This is a genomic window from Labrenzia sp. PHM005, from assembly GCF_006517275.1.
Lineage (GTDB): Bacteria > Pseudomonadota > Alphaproteobacteria > Rhizobiales > Stappiaceae > Roseibium.
This window is the reverse complement of the sequence record NZ_CP041191.1, coordinates 1,673,887-1,689,547: the sequence shown is the minus strand read 5'-3', so window position 1 is coordinate 1,689,547 and position 15,661 is coordinate 1,673,887. Positions and strand designations below refer to the sequence as shown.

Below are 15,661 nucleotides of genomic sequence, written 5' to 3'. Positions count from 1 at the left end.
AACAGCAATTTAATTCCCAGCTTCAGCCTCTTTTTTCATCTGCTGCTTCTTCTTCAGAAACGCGCCCGCTTGCAAGCCCTGTTGGGTCCGTATTTTTAGCACCGCCAGCCAAGCGGAAGATCACTGGCGAATTGCGCAGGAGCCAGACAAACCGTCTGCGCTGATCGACCGGAACAGCCGACCGGCTCGACATACGGAAGATAATGAAAACCACCAGCGCTAAATGCAATGTGGCGGTGTAGACGAAAAAGGCACCAGGCCCAAAAACTTCCATAAGCATCGATGCGATGACAGGGCCGAATACGGCCCCAATTCCATAAGCCAGGGTCAATCCGGCCGCGACGTCAATAAACTGGCCTGGTTCTGCATGGTCGTTCGCATGGGCTGCAAGCAAGGAGTAGAGCGGCAAAGCAAACCCGCCGAACAGAAAGACACCGATAAAAAGTTCAGTATCCGTCATCGATCTGGAGATGAACAGACATGCCAAGCCGGCTGCCGCAGTGAAAATTGTCAGAATGATCCGGCGGTCGATCCGGTCCGAGATCCATCCGGCGGGATATTGAAACACGGCCCCGGCGAACACCCAGATTGCGATAAAAGCCGCAACCAGCTCGAGCCCAAGCCCAATCGTCTCCGCGTAAATCGGCCCGACCATACGGAATGCGCCATTGGTAAGCCCGATTGTCAGAACGCCGACCATCACGACAGGCGACACCCGCCACAAGAGCAAGGGATTGACGATTTTACCGCTCGGCGCTTGCGGATTGTCGCTTCGCGATAGCGAAATTGGCACAAGCGCAAAGCAGAACAGAACCGCCAGAACCATCAAAATGTCCGAACCTGAGGCACCGAATACGGGCAGGATAAACTGGCCGCCCATAGCAGCCCCCAAGTCTACAATCCTATAAACGGACAATATCCGCCCTCTGGTGCTGTTGGATGCAATCGAATTGAGCCAGCTTTCCAGAACCATGGCTGTGCCGCAGAAGGCAGCACCACTAACAAGCCGCGTAACCATCCAGCTCCAGCCTGGCGGCAAGAATGCAATCGCGAGAACGGAAATTGCACTTATTGACGCAAAGGCTGCAAAAACCCGGATATGACCGGCGCGCGCCACCAGCCATGGCGTCAAGAGAACACCAACGACCATCCCCGCATAATAGGCCGACCCGAGCAGTCCAATGCCGCCATCTGACAGGCCTTCAGCCCGGCCGCGAACCGCGATCATGGTCATGGAAAGACCATTGGCGCCCAGCAAACACGCCGCAGCTACCAGAAGAGGGGAAATGCGGTTGGCAATTGAGCCACCGCCAAGTTCATTTTTCATTGTTGTTTATCGATCCTTGCGCCCGTCTTTCGCAAACCGGCTCGCATTTCGGGTGTCTGACAAGTTGAGGCCATGTTAGGCAGAGATTCGCGCAGACTGACAATGGAATTCTGAAAATGTCTCTTCGTCACTGGATACTTTTGATCGTCCTCGGTGCGGTCTGGGGTGGGTCCTTTATCTTCGCCAAAGTTGCGGTCGCGGAAATTCCGCCGCTCACACTGGTGTTTTTCAGAGTGGCTTCTGCATGCGCGGTGCTGTGGGCTGTGTTGTGGGCTCAAGGCGCACTGAAACAGTTTCCAATCAAGATGGCGCTTTCGTTTTTGATGATGGGTCTCTTGAACAACGTGATTCCATTCTCGTTGTTGTTTGCCGGACAAACTGCAATCGGCGCGGGTCTTGCGTCCATTTTAAACGCAACAACACCGGTGTTCACCGTTTTGGTTGCCGGTGTCCTGTTCCGCCAGGAAACACTCAGCGTCAATAAAATTGCAGGAATTCTGCTTGGTGTAGCAGGTGTAGCGACAATGCTGTCCGGCTCACTCTCCGGCATAGTGTCTGACCCGCTTTGGGCACAGATGGCCTGCCTTGGGGCTGCGGTTTCCTATGCCTTTGCCGCAACCTTTGCCAAACGCTTCAAGTCGCTACCGCCACTTGTTTCAGCAACCGGTCAGCTGTCAGGATCGACCGTAATCATGCTGCCAGTCGCTGTTTTTGCATCCGGCGGATGGTCGTTTTCTGATCCCAGTTTGACAGCCTGGCTGAACGTTCTGGCGCTAGGTGTCTTTGCAACCGCTATGGCCTACCTGATTTACTTCCGCCTGCTTGCGGAAGCAGGCGCCACCAATGCGTCACTCGTCACATTGCTGGTGCCGGCGAGCGCGTTGTTTTTTGGCTGGCTATTGTTGGGCGAAAATCTCTCACCCATTCAGCTGACCGGCTTTGCAATTCTGCTCTTAGGCCTGATCGTGCTTGATGGCCGTCTGTTTACCCGTCAGGAAAGAACAGCAAAGCCGTGAAAGAAACGTCGAGACAAACGCGTTGAGGCGAATTGCAGGCAAACTATCCTCATGCTTTCCCGGACGCAGCAAAACTGCGATCCGGGATCCTCACAAAACATAACGATCAAAAGATAGTTACTGCAGGTGGCTTGGCACCGGCTCAAGGCCGGTGCGGCAAGACATGAAGTCCGTAGTCCAGGGTCAATGGGTAGCTTCACGCCCGGACTAAACAAAATCCGGGCGTTATCGATGCTTAAAATTTCAGTGCTTTGACCTGTTTAACGTGAGACACCGCTTCCAAACGGGCCATCACATCTTCCGAAACCTCACCGTCAACTTCGACCAAACAGATCGCGCCTTCCCCAGGGCCAATCCGGCCCAGATTGAAGGTTGCAATATTGACGTCGCTGTTGCCAAGCTCCATTCCCAATTGTCCGATGAAACCAGGCTTATCTTCATTGGTGATATACAGCATATGTTCGCCGAGTTCGGCTTCCATATTGATGCCCTTCACCTGGATGATGCGGGGTTTGCCATCGGCAAACACGGTGCCAGCAACGGAGCGGCTTTGGCGCTCAGTCTCAACAGTCAACCGGATATAGGTCTCGTAAGCTCCTTGCTTGTCGCGCCGGACTTCTTCGATCTTGATCCCGCGCTCCTTAGCCAATGTCGGTGCTGACACCATATTGACGGTTTGCAGCAAAGGGGTCAGCAAGCCTGTCAGCGCCGCAGACGTCAGCGCTTTGACGTTCATGTCCGCAACGGCGCCAGCATATTCCAGCCGGATTCCCTCAATTGCCGTTTCGGTCAATTGCCCGGCAAAGGACCCCAACTGCTCAGCCAGGCGCACAAAAGGCGCAAGTTTCGGCGCTTCTTCGGCGCTGATCGACGGCATGTTCAATGCATTGCGGACGGCCCCATCAACGAGGTAATCGCACATTTGTTCTGCCACCTGCAGCGCGACATTTTCCTGAGCTTCCTCAGTCGACGCTCCAAGATGAGGCGTTGAGACGAAGTTAGGTGCACCGAAAAGGACGTTGTCTTTAGCAGGTTCATCAACAAACACGTCAAAGGCCGCACCCGCCAGTTTGCCGCTGTCCAAAGCATCCCGAACGGCATGCTCATCCGCCAGGCCTCCACGGGCGCAGTTGATGAGGTAAGCCCCGATCCGCATTTTTGCGATCGCTGCTGCATCAATGATGTGCCGGGTTTTGTCCGTCAGCGGAGTGTGCAGCGTGATGACATCGGCCCGGGAAAGAAGATTGTCGAGCTCGACCTTTTCAACACCAAGCGAAACGGCGCGTTCCGGGGTCAGGAATGGGTCGAAGGCAACAACCTTCATCTTGAGGCCAATTGCCCGCTCCGCAACGATGGAACCAATGTTGCCGCAACCAATCAGGCCGAGGGTTTTGCCAGTGATTTCCCGGCCCATGAAACGGGACTTTTCCCACTTGCCAGCTTGAGTCGAGGCATCTGCTGCCGGGATTTGCCGGGCAACCGCCATCATCATCGAGATGGCGTGTTCAGCCGTCGTGATGGCATTGCCAAAAGGCGTGTTCATCACAATGATGCCGCGCGCAGTGGCTTTCGGGATATCGACGTTGTCGACACCAATGCCGGCGCGGCCAACAACTTTCAGATTATCGGCAGCCGCAATGATTTTCTCGGTCACTTTAGTCGCTGAGCGGATTGCCAAACCATCGTACTGGCCGATGATCTCGCGCAGCTTTTCCTTGTCCTTGCCAACATCGGGCAGGAAATCCACCTCCACACCGCGATCCTTGAAGATCTGCACGGCGGCGGGAGACAACTTATCAGAAATCAATACTTTCGGGGCCATGTGAGCCTCTCCTTTATAACGAAACCGGACCGGGCAGCGCACCGCCCGGTTTAGGACTTACCGTTCAAAGAACAGGCTCAGGCAGCCCGAGCGAGTTTTGCTTTTTCAGTTTGGAAGGCCCAATCGAGCCAGGCCGTCAGTGCCTTAAGATCGCTGCTTTCGATCGTGGCACCCGCCCAGATTCTAAGACCAGACGGGGCATCCCGATAAGCACCGATGTCGTAGGCGATACCTTCGCCGTCAAGCAGTGCGGCCATCCCTTTGGCAAAGGCAGCTTGTTGATCAGAGCCAAGTGCCAAAATGTCCGGATCGACGACGGTCAGGCAAACAGACGTGTTCGACCGGGTCGCCGGGTCTTTCGCCAGGAACTCCGCCCAAGGCGTTTCCGCTACCCAGTCCGCCAATACTTTCAGATTGCTGTCGGCGCGGTTGATAAGACCGGACAGGCCTCCAAGGCTATCTGCCCATTTCAGAGCATCCAGATAGTCTTCCACGCAAAGCATCGACGGGGTGTTGATTGTCTCCCCGCGGAAAACGCCCTCGATCAGCTTGCCGGCTTTGGTGAGGCGGAAGATTTTTGGCAAAGGCCAGGCTGGCGTATAGGATTCGAGACGCTCCACGGCACGCGGGCTCAGGATCAAAACACCATGTGCGGCTTCACCACCGAGAACCTTTTGCCAGGAGAAGGTCACAACATCGAGCTTGGCAAAATCGAGATCCTGCGCGAAAGCAGCGGACGTTGCATCGCAGATGGTTAGGCCCTGCCGGTCTGCCGGGATCCAGTCGCCGTCCGGCACCCGGACACCGGAGGTGGTGCCGTTCCAGGTGAAGACAACATCATTCGCAAAATTGACTGTGCCGAGATCCGGCAACTCGCCGTAAGGCGCTTCCAGCTTGCGGACGTTTTCCAGCTTCAGCTGCTTGACCACATCGGTCACCCAGCCCGAACCAAAACTTTCCCAGGCAAGCATGTCGACACCGCGTGCGCCGAGTAGCGACCACAAAGCCATTTCGACAGCGCCAGTGTCGGATGCCGGAACAATACCGATCAGGTAGTCATCCGGAACACCCAGAACCTTGCGGGTGAGATCGATGGCCTCGGCCAATTTGGCCTTGCCGGGCTTGGCCCTGTGCGACCGGCCAAGCGGCGCATCCGACAAACCGTCCAGCGACCAGCCGGGACGTTTGGAACAGGGACCAGAAGAAAAATTGGGATTGGCCGGACGGACGTCCGGCTTGGCGATAGTCATGCTCATTTCAAGTCTACCCTCACAGATAGGAGCCCCTCGTTGGGGAGGGGTGGCCCACTTACTGGGATAAGACCTGATTGCACAAAGGTCAAATCAAATGGCGTCTACTCATACGAAAGGGCCAGTCGATGACCGGCCCTTTCAAAGTGTTTTGTCTGATTTTATCAGAAGTTGCTCGAGATCGGCCCTTGCGGAGCGTAGTAGGTCGGAGCCGCCGCTGTATTGAACGTATAGCGGGCACCAAGCCGGAACTCATGCGCCGTCAAGTCTTCCCAGACTTCGCGGGAGGTACCGGTTCCAACATTATGGAGCTGGACGGTTTTCGCTTCGCCGAGGTTCTTGTACCGGTAACCGGCATCAACACTCCAGTTCGGCGTAATGGCATATTCTGCACCTGCCATCAGAGCCCAAGCAAAATTCCACTGGCCGTTGCTGCCGTCATAGCTTGAGGAGGTGCCGTCCGGGTTGTACGAAGTCTTGTTGCTGGCATTGACATAAGCCGCACCAATACCGGCACCAACATATGGTGTGATGTTGTTCCAGGTTGCCAGATCAACATAACCGTTCAACATGACTGTCCAGACGTCGATGTCCGCCTTTTCAGTCGAGAAGGATCCGGCCGGTACACAGCCGCCACACGGTGCATACCCCGTAGCGCCAGCCTTGGTCTCATAATCGATCGTCAGATCACTTCTGAAGTAGTTGTTGAACTGATAACCGACACCAACGCCAATCATCCAGGCATTGTCGAGGCTTTCGCGCTCATAGCGCAGATCGCCAATCGCAGGGTTGCTGAAGCTACCACTTGGATCGCTGTAAATCTTATACCCGATATCACCGCGCAGGTAGATGCCACCAGTGGCTGCCGGAGCAACCGGAACGTGTTCAATGACCGGTGTCGGCAAATCAGCTGCATAGCCCGCAGTAGAAAGCACAACAGCAAAGCCGGTCAAAGACAAACGCTTAAATATATTGTCCATGTCCTCGTCCTCTTCCGATATAGCGTCTGCATGTTCATAGCGGACACACCAATCTCACGACGAAGATGACCCGTATTCATTAAGGTTGACTTAACCGTGTTCTTTAACCGTGTTTTTTTACGTTAAGAGATGGTAAACAACTCAAAGTGAACTTTACCTTTTATTAAAAAAAGCCAGCAAAAACTGCTGGCTTTATCGCAAAATCAATTCTGATTTATGACCTATGCCGCACTTACGCTGCGGAGGATGCAACAACACCTGCGATATCATTAACCACTTGCTTGACCAACTCGGCATCGTCACCTTCTGCCATCACGCGAATCAACGGTTCCGTTCCAGATGCCCGGATCACCAGCCGGCCGGATGTGCCGAGCCGGGCTTCACCATCTTCGATCGCCGATTTGACTTGATCCTTTTCCAGCGGAGTTCCACCAGCATACCGGACGTTCTTCAGGATCTGTGGCACGGGTTCGAAACGGCGGCAGACTTCCGATACCGGTCTGTCCTGCTCCTTGATGCAAGCCATGACCTGAAGTGCAGCAATCAAACCATCACCGGTGGTCGCAAAGTCTGACAAGACAATATGACCAGACTGTTCCCCGCCAACATTGAAACCGTTTGCCCGCATGTGTTCGACCACATACCGGTCACCAACCTTTGTCCGTGCAAGGCTGAGCCCTAGGCCCTGCAGGTAACGTTCCAGGCCAAGATTTGACATGACCGTTGCCACAATTCCATCACCAGCCAAGCGGTCACCTGCTTGCCAGGATTGGGCGACAACAGCCATCAACTGATCACCATCTACGACCGTGCCGTGCTCATCGACAATGATAACCCGATCAGCATCACCATCGAGCGCAATTCCGATATCCGCACGGACCTCATGGACTTTCTTCGACAAAGCATCCGTAGATGTTGAACCACAGTCTTTGTTGATGTTGAACCCGTCCGGGGAGACACCCATTGGAATGACATCGGCACCAAGCTCAAACAGCGCTTCCGGCGCAACCTTATAGGCCGCACCATTGGCACAATCTATGACCACACGAAGCCCTTCCAGGCTCATTTTCCGCGGTAAGGTGCGTTTTGCCGACTCGATATAGCGCTCCTGTGCACCATCAATACGCTTGGCCCGCCCCAAGTCATGGGCACTGGAAAGCTGTGCGCTTACATCAATTTCGATGAGGCTCTCGATCTCTTTTTCAATCTCATCGCTGAGCTTGAACCCATCCGGCCCAAAGAATTTTATTCCATTGTCTTGGTAAGGATTGTGAGAGGCGGAGATCATCACGCCCAGATCGGTTCGCAGGGACCGTGTCAGCATTGCAACGGCTGGGGTCGGCAACGGGCCCAGCAAAAACACATCCATGCCAACAGAAGTGAAGCCCGCGACAAGAGCGTTCTCCAACATATAACCCGACAAGCGCGTGTCTTTACCGATCACAACACGGTGGCGATGACCGCCGTTCTTGAACACCAGGCCTGCGGCCATGCCCACCTTAAGCGCCATCTCGGCGGTCATAGGATAGGCATTGGCCTCTCCGCGGATCCCATCGGTGCCGAAGAACTTACGCATAAACCAACCCTTTTGAGTTCTGAAACATCGCTGTTGTAACCGAGTTTAATGGCGCTCGGAGTCAATTCGTGTGAGCAAATGTTACCATCCACTGACACTCCCAAAACAAGCCGCCACATGAAAAATGCCCGGTGAGTTACCGGGCACTTTAAAATCAACCATTTATTGAATGATTAAGCCTGCGGCTGTGGCTCCATACCACCACTTGGCTCGTCGCCACCGCGTTTGGCGCCGGCAGACGGAACCGCTGACGAGCGGCCAATCGGCTGATCGTCATCGGTGTCGCGAACCGGAGGCTTGCCATCCAGAAGCCCCTTTATCTCATCACCGGACAGGGTCTCATACTCCAGAAGACCTTTGGCGATGGTATGCAGCTGATCTTCATGATCACCGAGGATCTTCTTCGCGGTTTCATATCCTTGATTGACGAAGGATTTGATTTCCGCATCGACGATCTTCTGAGTTTCATCGGCAACCGTCTGGTTTTTCGCCACCGAATGACCAAGGAAGACTTCTTCTTGGTTTTCACCGTAAAGAAGCGGACCAAGCTTGTCGGACATGCCGAATTGCGTTGCCATGGCACGGGCAAGCTTCGTGGCCATTTGGATATCGCCGGACGCCCCGGACGTGACTTTTTCGTAGCCGAAGATCATCTCTTCTGCCACACGTCCGCCCATGGCTACAGCCAGATCTGCCTTGCACTTGGCCCGGGTCAGCGACACCTGATCTTTTTCCGGCAAGCGCATCACCATGCCAAGCGCACGCCCGCGCGGAATGATGGTCGCCTTGTGGATCGGATCAGAGGCTTCCTGATGAAGCGCAACCAAAGCGTGGCCAGCCTCGTGATAGGCAGTCAGTTTCTTTTCTTCCTCTGTCATGACCAGTGTGCGGCGTTCCGCACCCATCATGACTTTGTCCTTGGCATCCTCGAACTCTGCCATGGTCACAAGGCGCTTGGACCGGCGCGCAGCCAAAAGGGCGGCTTCATTAACGAGATTCATCAAGTCAGCACCGGAGAACCCTGGCGTGCCTCGAGCGAGAGTGCGAACATCAACGTCCGGTGCCAGCGGCACTTTGCGCATGTGCACCTTGAGGATTTTCTCGCGGCCAGTGACATCCGGGTTCGGCACGACGATCTGACGGTCGAAACGGCCCGGGCGCAGCAGCGCAGGATCCAGAACGTCCGGACGGTTGGTCGCCGCGATGATGATAATGCCTTCGTTCGGCTCAAAGCCGTCCATCTCGACCAGCAACTGGTTGAGTGTCTGTTCGCGTTCGTCGTTGCCACCGCCCAGACCGGCACCACGGTGACGGCCAACGGCGTCGATCTCGTCGATGAAGATGATGCACGGCGCGTTTTTCTTGGCTTGCTCGAACATGTCGCGGACACGGCTTGCGCCTACACCCACAAACATTTCGACAAAGTCAGAACCTGAAATCGTAAAGAACGGAACATTCGCTTCACCGGCAACAGCACGGGCGGTCAGCGTTTTACCGGTACCCGGAGGGCCAACCAGCAGAACACCGCGCGGGATACGGCCCCCAAGACGCTGGAACTTCTGCGGATCACGCAGGAACTCAACGATTTCCTGAAGGTCTTCCTTCGCCTCGTCGATCCCGGCCACATCTTCAAAGGTGACCCGGCCATGGGCTTCCGTCAGCAATTTGGCTTTGGACTTGCCAAAACCCATCGCTTTGCCGCCGGATCCCTGCATCTGGCGCATGACGAAGATCCAGATCCCGAGAATGATCAGCATCGGCAACCAGGAGAACAGAGCGCCAAGAAGCGGCGAGCTTTCCGCCGGTGGACGGGCGTTGATTAGAACGCCTTTAGAGCGAAGTTCGTCAACATATTGAGCCCCTTCAGGCGCATAAGTTTGGAACGGCCCGCTTGTCGAACTGCCTGAGATTTTCTGTTCCTGAATGGTGACCGATCGGACATCACCGCGGTCGACCTTGTTCATGAATTCCGAAAAGGCAATCTCATCCGTCGCACTGTTCTGTGTTGGGCTTTGAAAAAGCTGGAACAATGCGATCAGCAAGAGGGCGATAATCACCCAAAGCGCGAAGTTGCGAAAATGTGCGTTCATTTCTATCCCTTAACCGCCCTACGCGACTGACTGCGCACGGTTACATTTCTTTCAGCGAAGATAGGTCGCCTATAGCCCGCTGCCAAGATGGTGCGCCATATTGCACAGGCACGCTGACTATTTTCTTAAGGAAACCCCTAGCAGATGTTCGCGTCTGCGAAAACTGCAGAATTACTAAGATCCCTTAAGATCGGTTCTATAGTTACCGGCCAATTTTGGCGGAAACGGGATGCGCTGCAGCGTAATATCGCATTGGCCGCCATGTGGGTCCTGCCACAAGAGGGAAGCTGCCGACCGCACACATACGGCCCCATTCCCTGTCCAGAAGACCGGAGAACACTCAAATGCCTCCTTTGGCCAGCCCTCTGGCCAGGGGAGCGACTGCTGGTCAACGGGAGCATTGTAAAGCGGACCAAGGCAGAGTTGCGTCTTGTTCAAATAGTTCGCATCCAGAGCGCCTATTCGATAAAGAAACCTGTTGTCCCAACAACCACTTCCGGAAATCGCTTCCAATGTGTCCGGGCGCGCACGGCCAACTTCTTTCCAAACCAAAATCACGTCCCGTTTGATTTCCAGCATTGCCCCGCCAAGGGTCTGACGCCCGTTTTTTTGCGCTAAGACCCATTGATCCAATGCTTCTATTTTTCGCAATTTTGGCAGATGTGCCCGGCCTGTTGCCCGCTCGATCATCAAAATCAACAGGCGTAGCCGGAACTCCTCAGCTTGCGCCGTAAATGCATGTTTTTGAATACGCAAAGGGCCAGCAGGATGTTCTTCAACATGATCAAAAAAAATGTGGGCAAGGACACTTTCAATGGCTGCACGGGTCCGTCTCATCTGCCGTGCGGTCGTTGCAATCCGTTTCGCAGAAAGCCCTTCATCGGCAAGATGGCCAGAAATCTTCCGGAGCCGGCTTCGCTTATATTTTGGGTCCTGATTAGACGAATCCTCGCACCAGACCTGGTTCCGGGCTTCAAGGGTCGCAATCAGACTTTCCTTTGGCACGTCAAGGAAAGGCCGGATCAGTCGCAGTCCGGCGGGTCCATTTGGTTCATCCGGTGCCATCGCTCCAAGGCCATAAATTCCGCTGCCACGTGTCAAGCGGTCAAGAAATGTTTCGGCCTGGTCATCAAGATGATGCGCAAGAACAACGGCCTCAGATCCAGATTGAGAAAGGTGGTCTGAAATCAATTGGTAGCGGGCATCCCTTGCTGCCTCTTGCAATCCCGATGCCGGCTTTTCATCCTTCCACTTGAGGACAAAACAAGCAAAGCCCAGAGAATTGCATAAATCCTGGACGAACCCGGTTTCCTGACTGCTTTCCGGCCGCAATTGATGATCCACGGTCAAAACTTCACACGTGCCGTCCCAGTTGTTCCGGGACACCCAATCATGAAAAGCAATCAACAGGCAGGTTGAATCCGCGCCACCGGAGACCGCTAGAGCAATTTTTGAAAAACCTTTGAAAGAAGCAAAAAGCTGGTCAATGTCGCCATCGCGAAGTTCAGAATATTGAACTGGCTTCTCAGGAGCATTGGGCACGTTGGCGCTCATCCCGGGCTTGCGACAGAACCGCAGGCGCGGCGTTCGGGAATTTGTTTAGAAGTTCAGAGAAGGTTGCACAGGCAACGTCCGTTTCACCCAATCCCCGCAGAGAGACACCGAGCTTCAACAAACTGTCCGGACTTTTCGAATTGCCAGGATGATCCCGGTACGTCTTCAGAAACGCATCAGCCGCTTCGCGGTAATTCTGTTGTGCCAACAGGCTTTCGCCGAGCCAATACTGCGCATTGGCTGTCAGCTCATGGTCCGGATAGCTTTCCAGGAACGTCCGAAATCCTGTTTCTGCTGCAGAATAATCTCCGTTCACAGCCATAGAATAGGCTTGGTCGTAGTCGGTCCGCGGATCGCCGCTGCCGATAATCCCGGCAATGGCATCGTCATCAGTCGAAAACTCCGGCCCTGGTGTCACAGCAGGAGCAGTACCAGGCACCGTTTCCAGCCCCTTGGCGAGTGAAGACAGGTCAATCGGTCCGTCTGTTGGCAAGCCGCTGCCTGCTTCATACCCTCCGGATTGCGCCCAATCCCCATCGCCAGAACCATTTCCAGGAACAGTCGCAAAACCGCCGCCCGGTGCAATCAAGTTGCCGGTTTGTGGCGTTCCGTCCTGGCCGAGACCAGGTGCGGCATCAGACCGCTTTCCAGGAGTTCCGCCTTCAAGCTGCTGAAACCGGTATTCATTGTCTTCCTGCATCCGGCGCAACTGGTCCTGAAGTTCACGCATCTGAAAGGCCATTTGTTCGATTTGACCTGTTAGCGTGCGGATCCGTTCTTCCAATTGGCCAATACGGACGGACGAGTCGTCCTTCCGTTTGCCAAAGAGCTGGGCATGGGACGGTGTTGCCACGGCGAAAAACATCACCGCCAGAACCGGACATGCCAGCCGATAAAAAGTGTTCATTCATCCCTCCGCTGTGCAGCCAATGTCTTAACATGCCCGCGCGTTCACTCAAGAGCACAAAGCGCTTCGAGTTCGGCCAAAGTTTGACCGTCGTTCGTTCGATTGGTTCGACGTTAACCGCACATCAGAACGCAAAAAGCCGGACCAAGGCCCGGCGTTCCTGCGGCTTTTACGCTGAGATCAGTTGGTGGCGTTGTTCAACACCGTGACAGCCCGCCGGTTTTGCGACCAGCAGCTGTTGTCGTTACAAACGGCGACCGGACGTTCCTTGCCATAGGAAATCGTCTTGATGCGCGATGCAGACACGCCTTGAGATACCAGATAGTCGCGTGCAGCCTGAGCCCGGCGGGCACCAAGAGCGATGTTGTATTGGCGGGTTCCACGCTCGTCAGCATGACCTTCCAAAGTGATTGTATAATTGGAATAGCGGTTCAGCCACTTCGCCTGATTGGCCAGCGTTGCCTGTCCTTGTGAATTCAGTGTCGACTGATCTTCTTCAAAAAAGACCCGGTCGCCGACATTCACGACAAAATCCTGCCCTGTCCCCGGTTTGACATTGGTTGCCAGTCCATCCGGCTTTGTTTGCGCACAGGCTGCAACAAACAAAACGGTGAAGCAGACCGCAATCCAACGCGCGCCCTTGGACGCACTCACCAAATTGAACATTCTCGTCTCCTTACCCCAGCCCGTCAGCCTGAAACCAAAATGCGCCCCGCATTTAGGTAAACGCTTTCTAGTCAAAGTCGGTTAATGCGCTCTGTACAAGACTGGTTAATACTCGTTTACTGATTTTCTTAGTCGATCAACGGTGACCAAGACGGGTCCGACGCAAAGGCAGGTGTTTCCAGCCGTTGTTCGTTGTACCCGGTCAGATCAACCGTCCAAACTTGCGGGCCGCCGTTGGCCCCTGGTGTGTCCCGGAAGAACACCAAAACACGGCCATTTGGTGCCCAAGCAGGCCCTTCGTTGTGATAACCCTCTGTCAGGATCCGCTCGCCTTTGCCATCTGGGCGCATAACGCCGATCATGAACCGGCCCTGGTGCTGTTTGGTGAAGGCAATCAGGTCACCGCGCGGAGACCAGACCGGCGTCGAATACCGCCCCGGCCCAAAGGAAATGCGCTGCGCCTGCCCGCCAGCAGCACTCATCACATAGAGTTGTTGAGAGCCACCGCGGTCCGATTCAAAAACGATGCGTTTGCTGTCCGGCGAATAGGACGGGCTGGTGTCAATGGCCGCTGTATTGGTGAGACGCGTTGTCCGGCGGGACCGCAAATCCATCTTGAAGATGTTGGCATTGCCGCCCTGCTGCAGGCTCATAACAACACTCTGTCCATCCGGCGAGAACCGCGGTGCAAAGGTCATTCCAGGGAAGTTGCCGACAATCTCCCGTTGTCCAGTCTCGATATTGAGCAGATAGACACTCGGGTCGTTGCCGCCATAGGACATGTAGGTGATTTCCTGGCTGGTCGGCGAAAAACGTGGTGTCAGCACAAGATCATCGCCACGGGTCAGATACCTGACATTGGCCCCATCCTGATCCATCAGAGCCAGCTTTTTGATGCGCTTGTTCTTCGGACCCGTCTCGTCAACAAACACAATGCGCGTATCGAAATAGCCTTTTTCACCCGTGAGACGCTCATAAACCGCATCGGCAATGATGTGGGCCAGGCGCCGCCAGTTTTCCGGTGTCGTATAGAACTGTTGGCCAAGCATCTGTTCTGCTGCGAAAACATCCCACAAACGGAATTCGGCGCGCAGCCTACCGTCCGCCTGTTTGCTCACGGTGCCGGTCACCAGGGCCTGGGCGCTGATCGTGCGCCAGTCGCCAAAGCGTGGTGTGGAATTCACGCTCATGTTCTTTTGAATGAAGCTTGCCGGATCCAGGGGGTTAAAAAGGCCGGAGCGTTTCAGGTCCGCGGCAATTACCGACGTCATGTCGGCTGCCAATTTGTTGTCCCCGCCTTCCGAAGAAAACTGCGGCAGCGCGATTGGAAGCGGCTCGACATTACCTTGTGTGATGTCGATTTCCACCAAAGCAGCGGCAGGTTGAGGAAGTAGCGCAGCAAACAACACAAGAATGACTGGCAGCGCAGCGGCTTTCGAGCCACCGAAACAAAAACACCGCTTCAACATCTCACGCATGAGCACAATAGCTCCCTTACCTTTTACTGCCGGATCTTTGACCGGACTAACCACCGAGCATTTCCCTCGGGTCAAAATTAATGATCACTTCCTGCCAGGCTTCGTATTTGGCGACAGGAAGAGAGTACGGCTGGCATCGCATCACAGCCCGGACAGCACTGCTAGCGGCTGCCCGGAACGCTGGATTGCCATTTGAATTTATAACTTCCGGCCCGCCAGACACTTCGCCGCTTTGCGATAGGTTGAACCGGACCCGGACCTTTAGATCCTCAGCTCCAACTGCACCAACCGGAGGATTCCAGCACATGGCCACCTGGGAGCGTAATGCATCGAGTTCGGATTGGCTCATCCTGATATTCGGTGCGCCCTGGCGCGATCCGAGCGACGCAGGTTGCTCCGAGATACTGCCGGTATGCCCGGCCGGTTCAACCTTGTTCAGCAAGGCTGCGACTTCACTCACGACTGATTCATCGCGGTTGTTTTCAGGTTGCCGGCGCGGCGGTTTCGGCTTTGTCCGGGGCGCAACACTGGTCACGATCGGCTGCACGGCGGGCGCTGCTTCCTGCTGAGGTTCAGGTTCCGGAGCTGGCTCTGGTTCCGTGGCTGGTGTTGGTTCTGGCACAGGTTCCGGAGATGGTGCCGGTTCTGCTGCAGGCTCAGGCTCCGCAACTTGTTGCGGCTCGGGAGGCGCTGGTTCGGGTGCAGGAGATGGCGTTGGCGGTGTCGGCTGCTGCACCTGGCTCTCGCCAGGTTTGTCGGCTGGCTGCGGAGTTTCTTCCGTTGGCGTTTCGCTCGGCTGTAGGGCGGCGACCTCCCGAACTTCGGCAGTTTTTTCGCCGATGCGCAGCTGAGTGAATTCTTCGACAGGCACCAGGTCTACCGGCAGTGATTCGACCTGCGGGACAGTAAAGCTCTCCGCGTCCGGAAAGGCGACAACGCCCCAGAGCATAAGGGCCGTGTGACCGGCCAAAGACGCGATGAGACCTGCGCGCATG

The 15,661-nt window shown here is 55.1% G+C and carries 12 protein-coding genes; 1 reads left to right on the top strand and 11 read right to left on the bottom strand.

The genetic code is table 11. The annotated features are described in order from the left end of the window. Nucleotides 1-22: 22 nt before the first annotated feature. Nucleotides 23-1,327, bottom strand: a complete 1,305-nt coding sequence (locus tag FJ695_RS07715; RefSeq protein ID WP_141184887.1) for an MFS transporter — start codon at nucleotides 1,325-1,327, stop codon at nucleotides 23-25. Between the two features lie 116 nt (nucleotides 1,328-1,443). Between FJ695_RS07715 and FJ695_RS07710 the strand changes: the two genes are divergently transcribed. Further along, the gene (locus FJ695_RS07710; protein WP_141184886.1) at nucleotides 1,444-2,343 is read left to right on the top strand and encodes a DMT family transporter; all 900 of its coding nucleotides are present in this window, start codon (nucleotides 1,444-1,446) and stop codon (nucleotides 2,341-2,343) included. Between the two features lie 235 nt (nucleotides 2,344-2,578). On the opposite strand, the gene serA is transcribed toward FJ695_RS07710, so the two are convergent. From serA to FJ695_RS07660, 10 genes are all read right to left on the bottom strand, one after another. Beyond that, on the bottom strand, nucleotides 2,579-4,165 hold the full coding sequence (serA, locus tag FJ695_RS07705; protein WP_141184885.1) for a phosphoglycerate dehydrogenase: 1,587 nt from the start codon (nucleotides 4,163-4,165) through the stop codon (nucleotides 2,579-2,581). A gap of 77 nt (nucleotides 4,166-4,242) precedes the next feature. After that, complete coding sequence (locus tag FJ695_RS07700; RefSeq protein ID WP_209011086.1) at nucleotides 4,243-5,415, bottom strand: phosphoserine transaminase; 1,173 nt, start codon at nucleotides 5,413-5,415, stop codon at nucleotides 4,243-4,245. A gap of 164 nt (nucleotides 5,416-5,579) precedes the next feature. Then, on the bottom strand, nucleotides 5,580-6,395 hold the full coding sequence (locus tag FJ695_RS07695; RefSeq protein ID WP_168206292.1) for an outer membrane protein: 816 nt from the start codon (nucleotides 6,393-6,395) through the stop codon (nucleotides 5,580-5,582). 232 nt (nucleotides 6,396-6,627) lie between these two features. Then, entirely contained in the window at nucleotides 6,628-7,971 is a 1,344-nt protein-coding gene (gene glmM, locus FJ695_RS07690; RefSeq protein WP_141184883.1) for a phosphoglucosamine mutase, read from the bottom strand. Nucleotides 7,972-8,144: 173 nt separating this feature from the next. Then, complete coding sequence (gene ftsH, locus FJ695_RS07685) at nucleotides 8,145-10,061, bottom strand: ATP-dependent zinc metalloprotease FtsH (protein ID WP_141184882.1); 1,917 nt, start codon at nucleotides 10,059-10,061, stop codon at nucleotides 8,145-8,147. A gap of 174 nt (nucleotides 10,062-10,235) precedes the next feature. Beyond that, complete coding sequence (tilS, locus tag FJ695_RS07680) at nucleotides 10,236-11,615, bottom strand: tRNA lysidine(34) synthetase TilS (RefSeq protein ID WP_141184881.1); 1,380 nt, start codon at nucleotides 11,613-11,615, stop codon at nucleotides 10,236-10,238. Further along, entirely contained in the window at nucleotides 11,587-12,522 is a 936-nt protein-coding gene (gene ybgF / locus FJ695_RS07675) for a tol-pal system protein YbgF (RefSeq protein WP_168206291.1), read from the bottom strand. The genes tilS and ybgF overlap by 29 nt, the downstream gene beginning before the upstream one ends. A 180-nt stretch (nucleotides 12,523-12,702) precedes the next feature. Next, nucleotides 12,703-13,188: a peptidoglycan-associated lipoprotein Pal gene (gene pal, locus FJ695_RS07670; RefSeq protein WP_141184880.1), complete on the bottom strand. Its 486-nt coding sequence runs from the start codon at nucleotides 13,186-13,188 to the stop codon at nucleotides 12,703-12,705. Nucleotides 13,189-13,316: 128 nt separating this feature from the next. Next, nucleotides 13,317-14,666, bottom strand: coding sequence for a Tol-Pal system beta propeller repeat protein TolB (gene tolB, locus FJ695_RS07665; protein ID WP_371708977.1), 1,350 nt, complete (start codon nucleotides 14,664-14,666; stop codon nucleotides 13,317-13,319). A gap of 46 nt (nucleotides 14,667-14,712) precedes the next feature. Then, nucleotides 14,713-15,660: a cell envelope biogenesis protein TolA gene (locus tag FJ695_RS07660; protein WP_141184879.1), complete on the bottom strand. Its 948-nt coding sequence runs from the start codon at nucleotides 15,658-15,660 to the stop codon at nucleotides 14,713-14,715. Nucleotide 15,661: the final 1 nt, after the last annotated feature.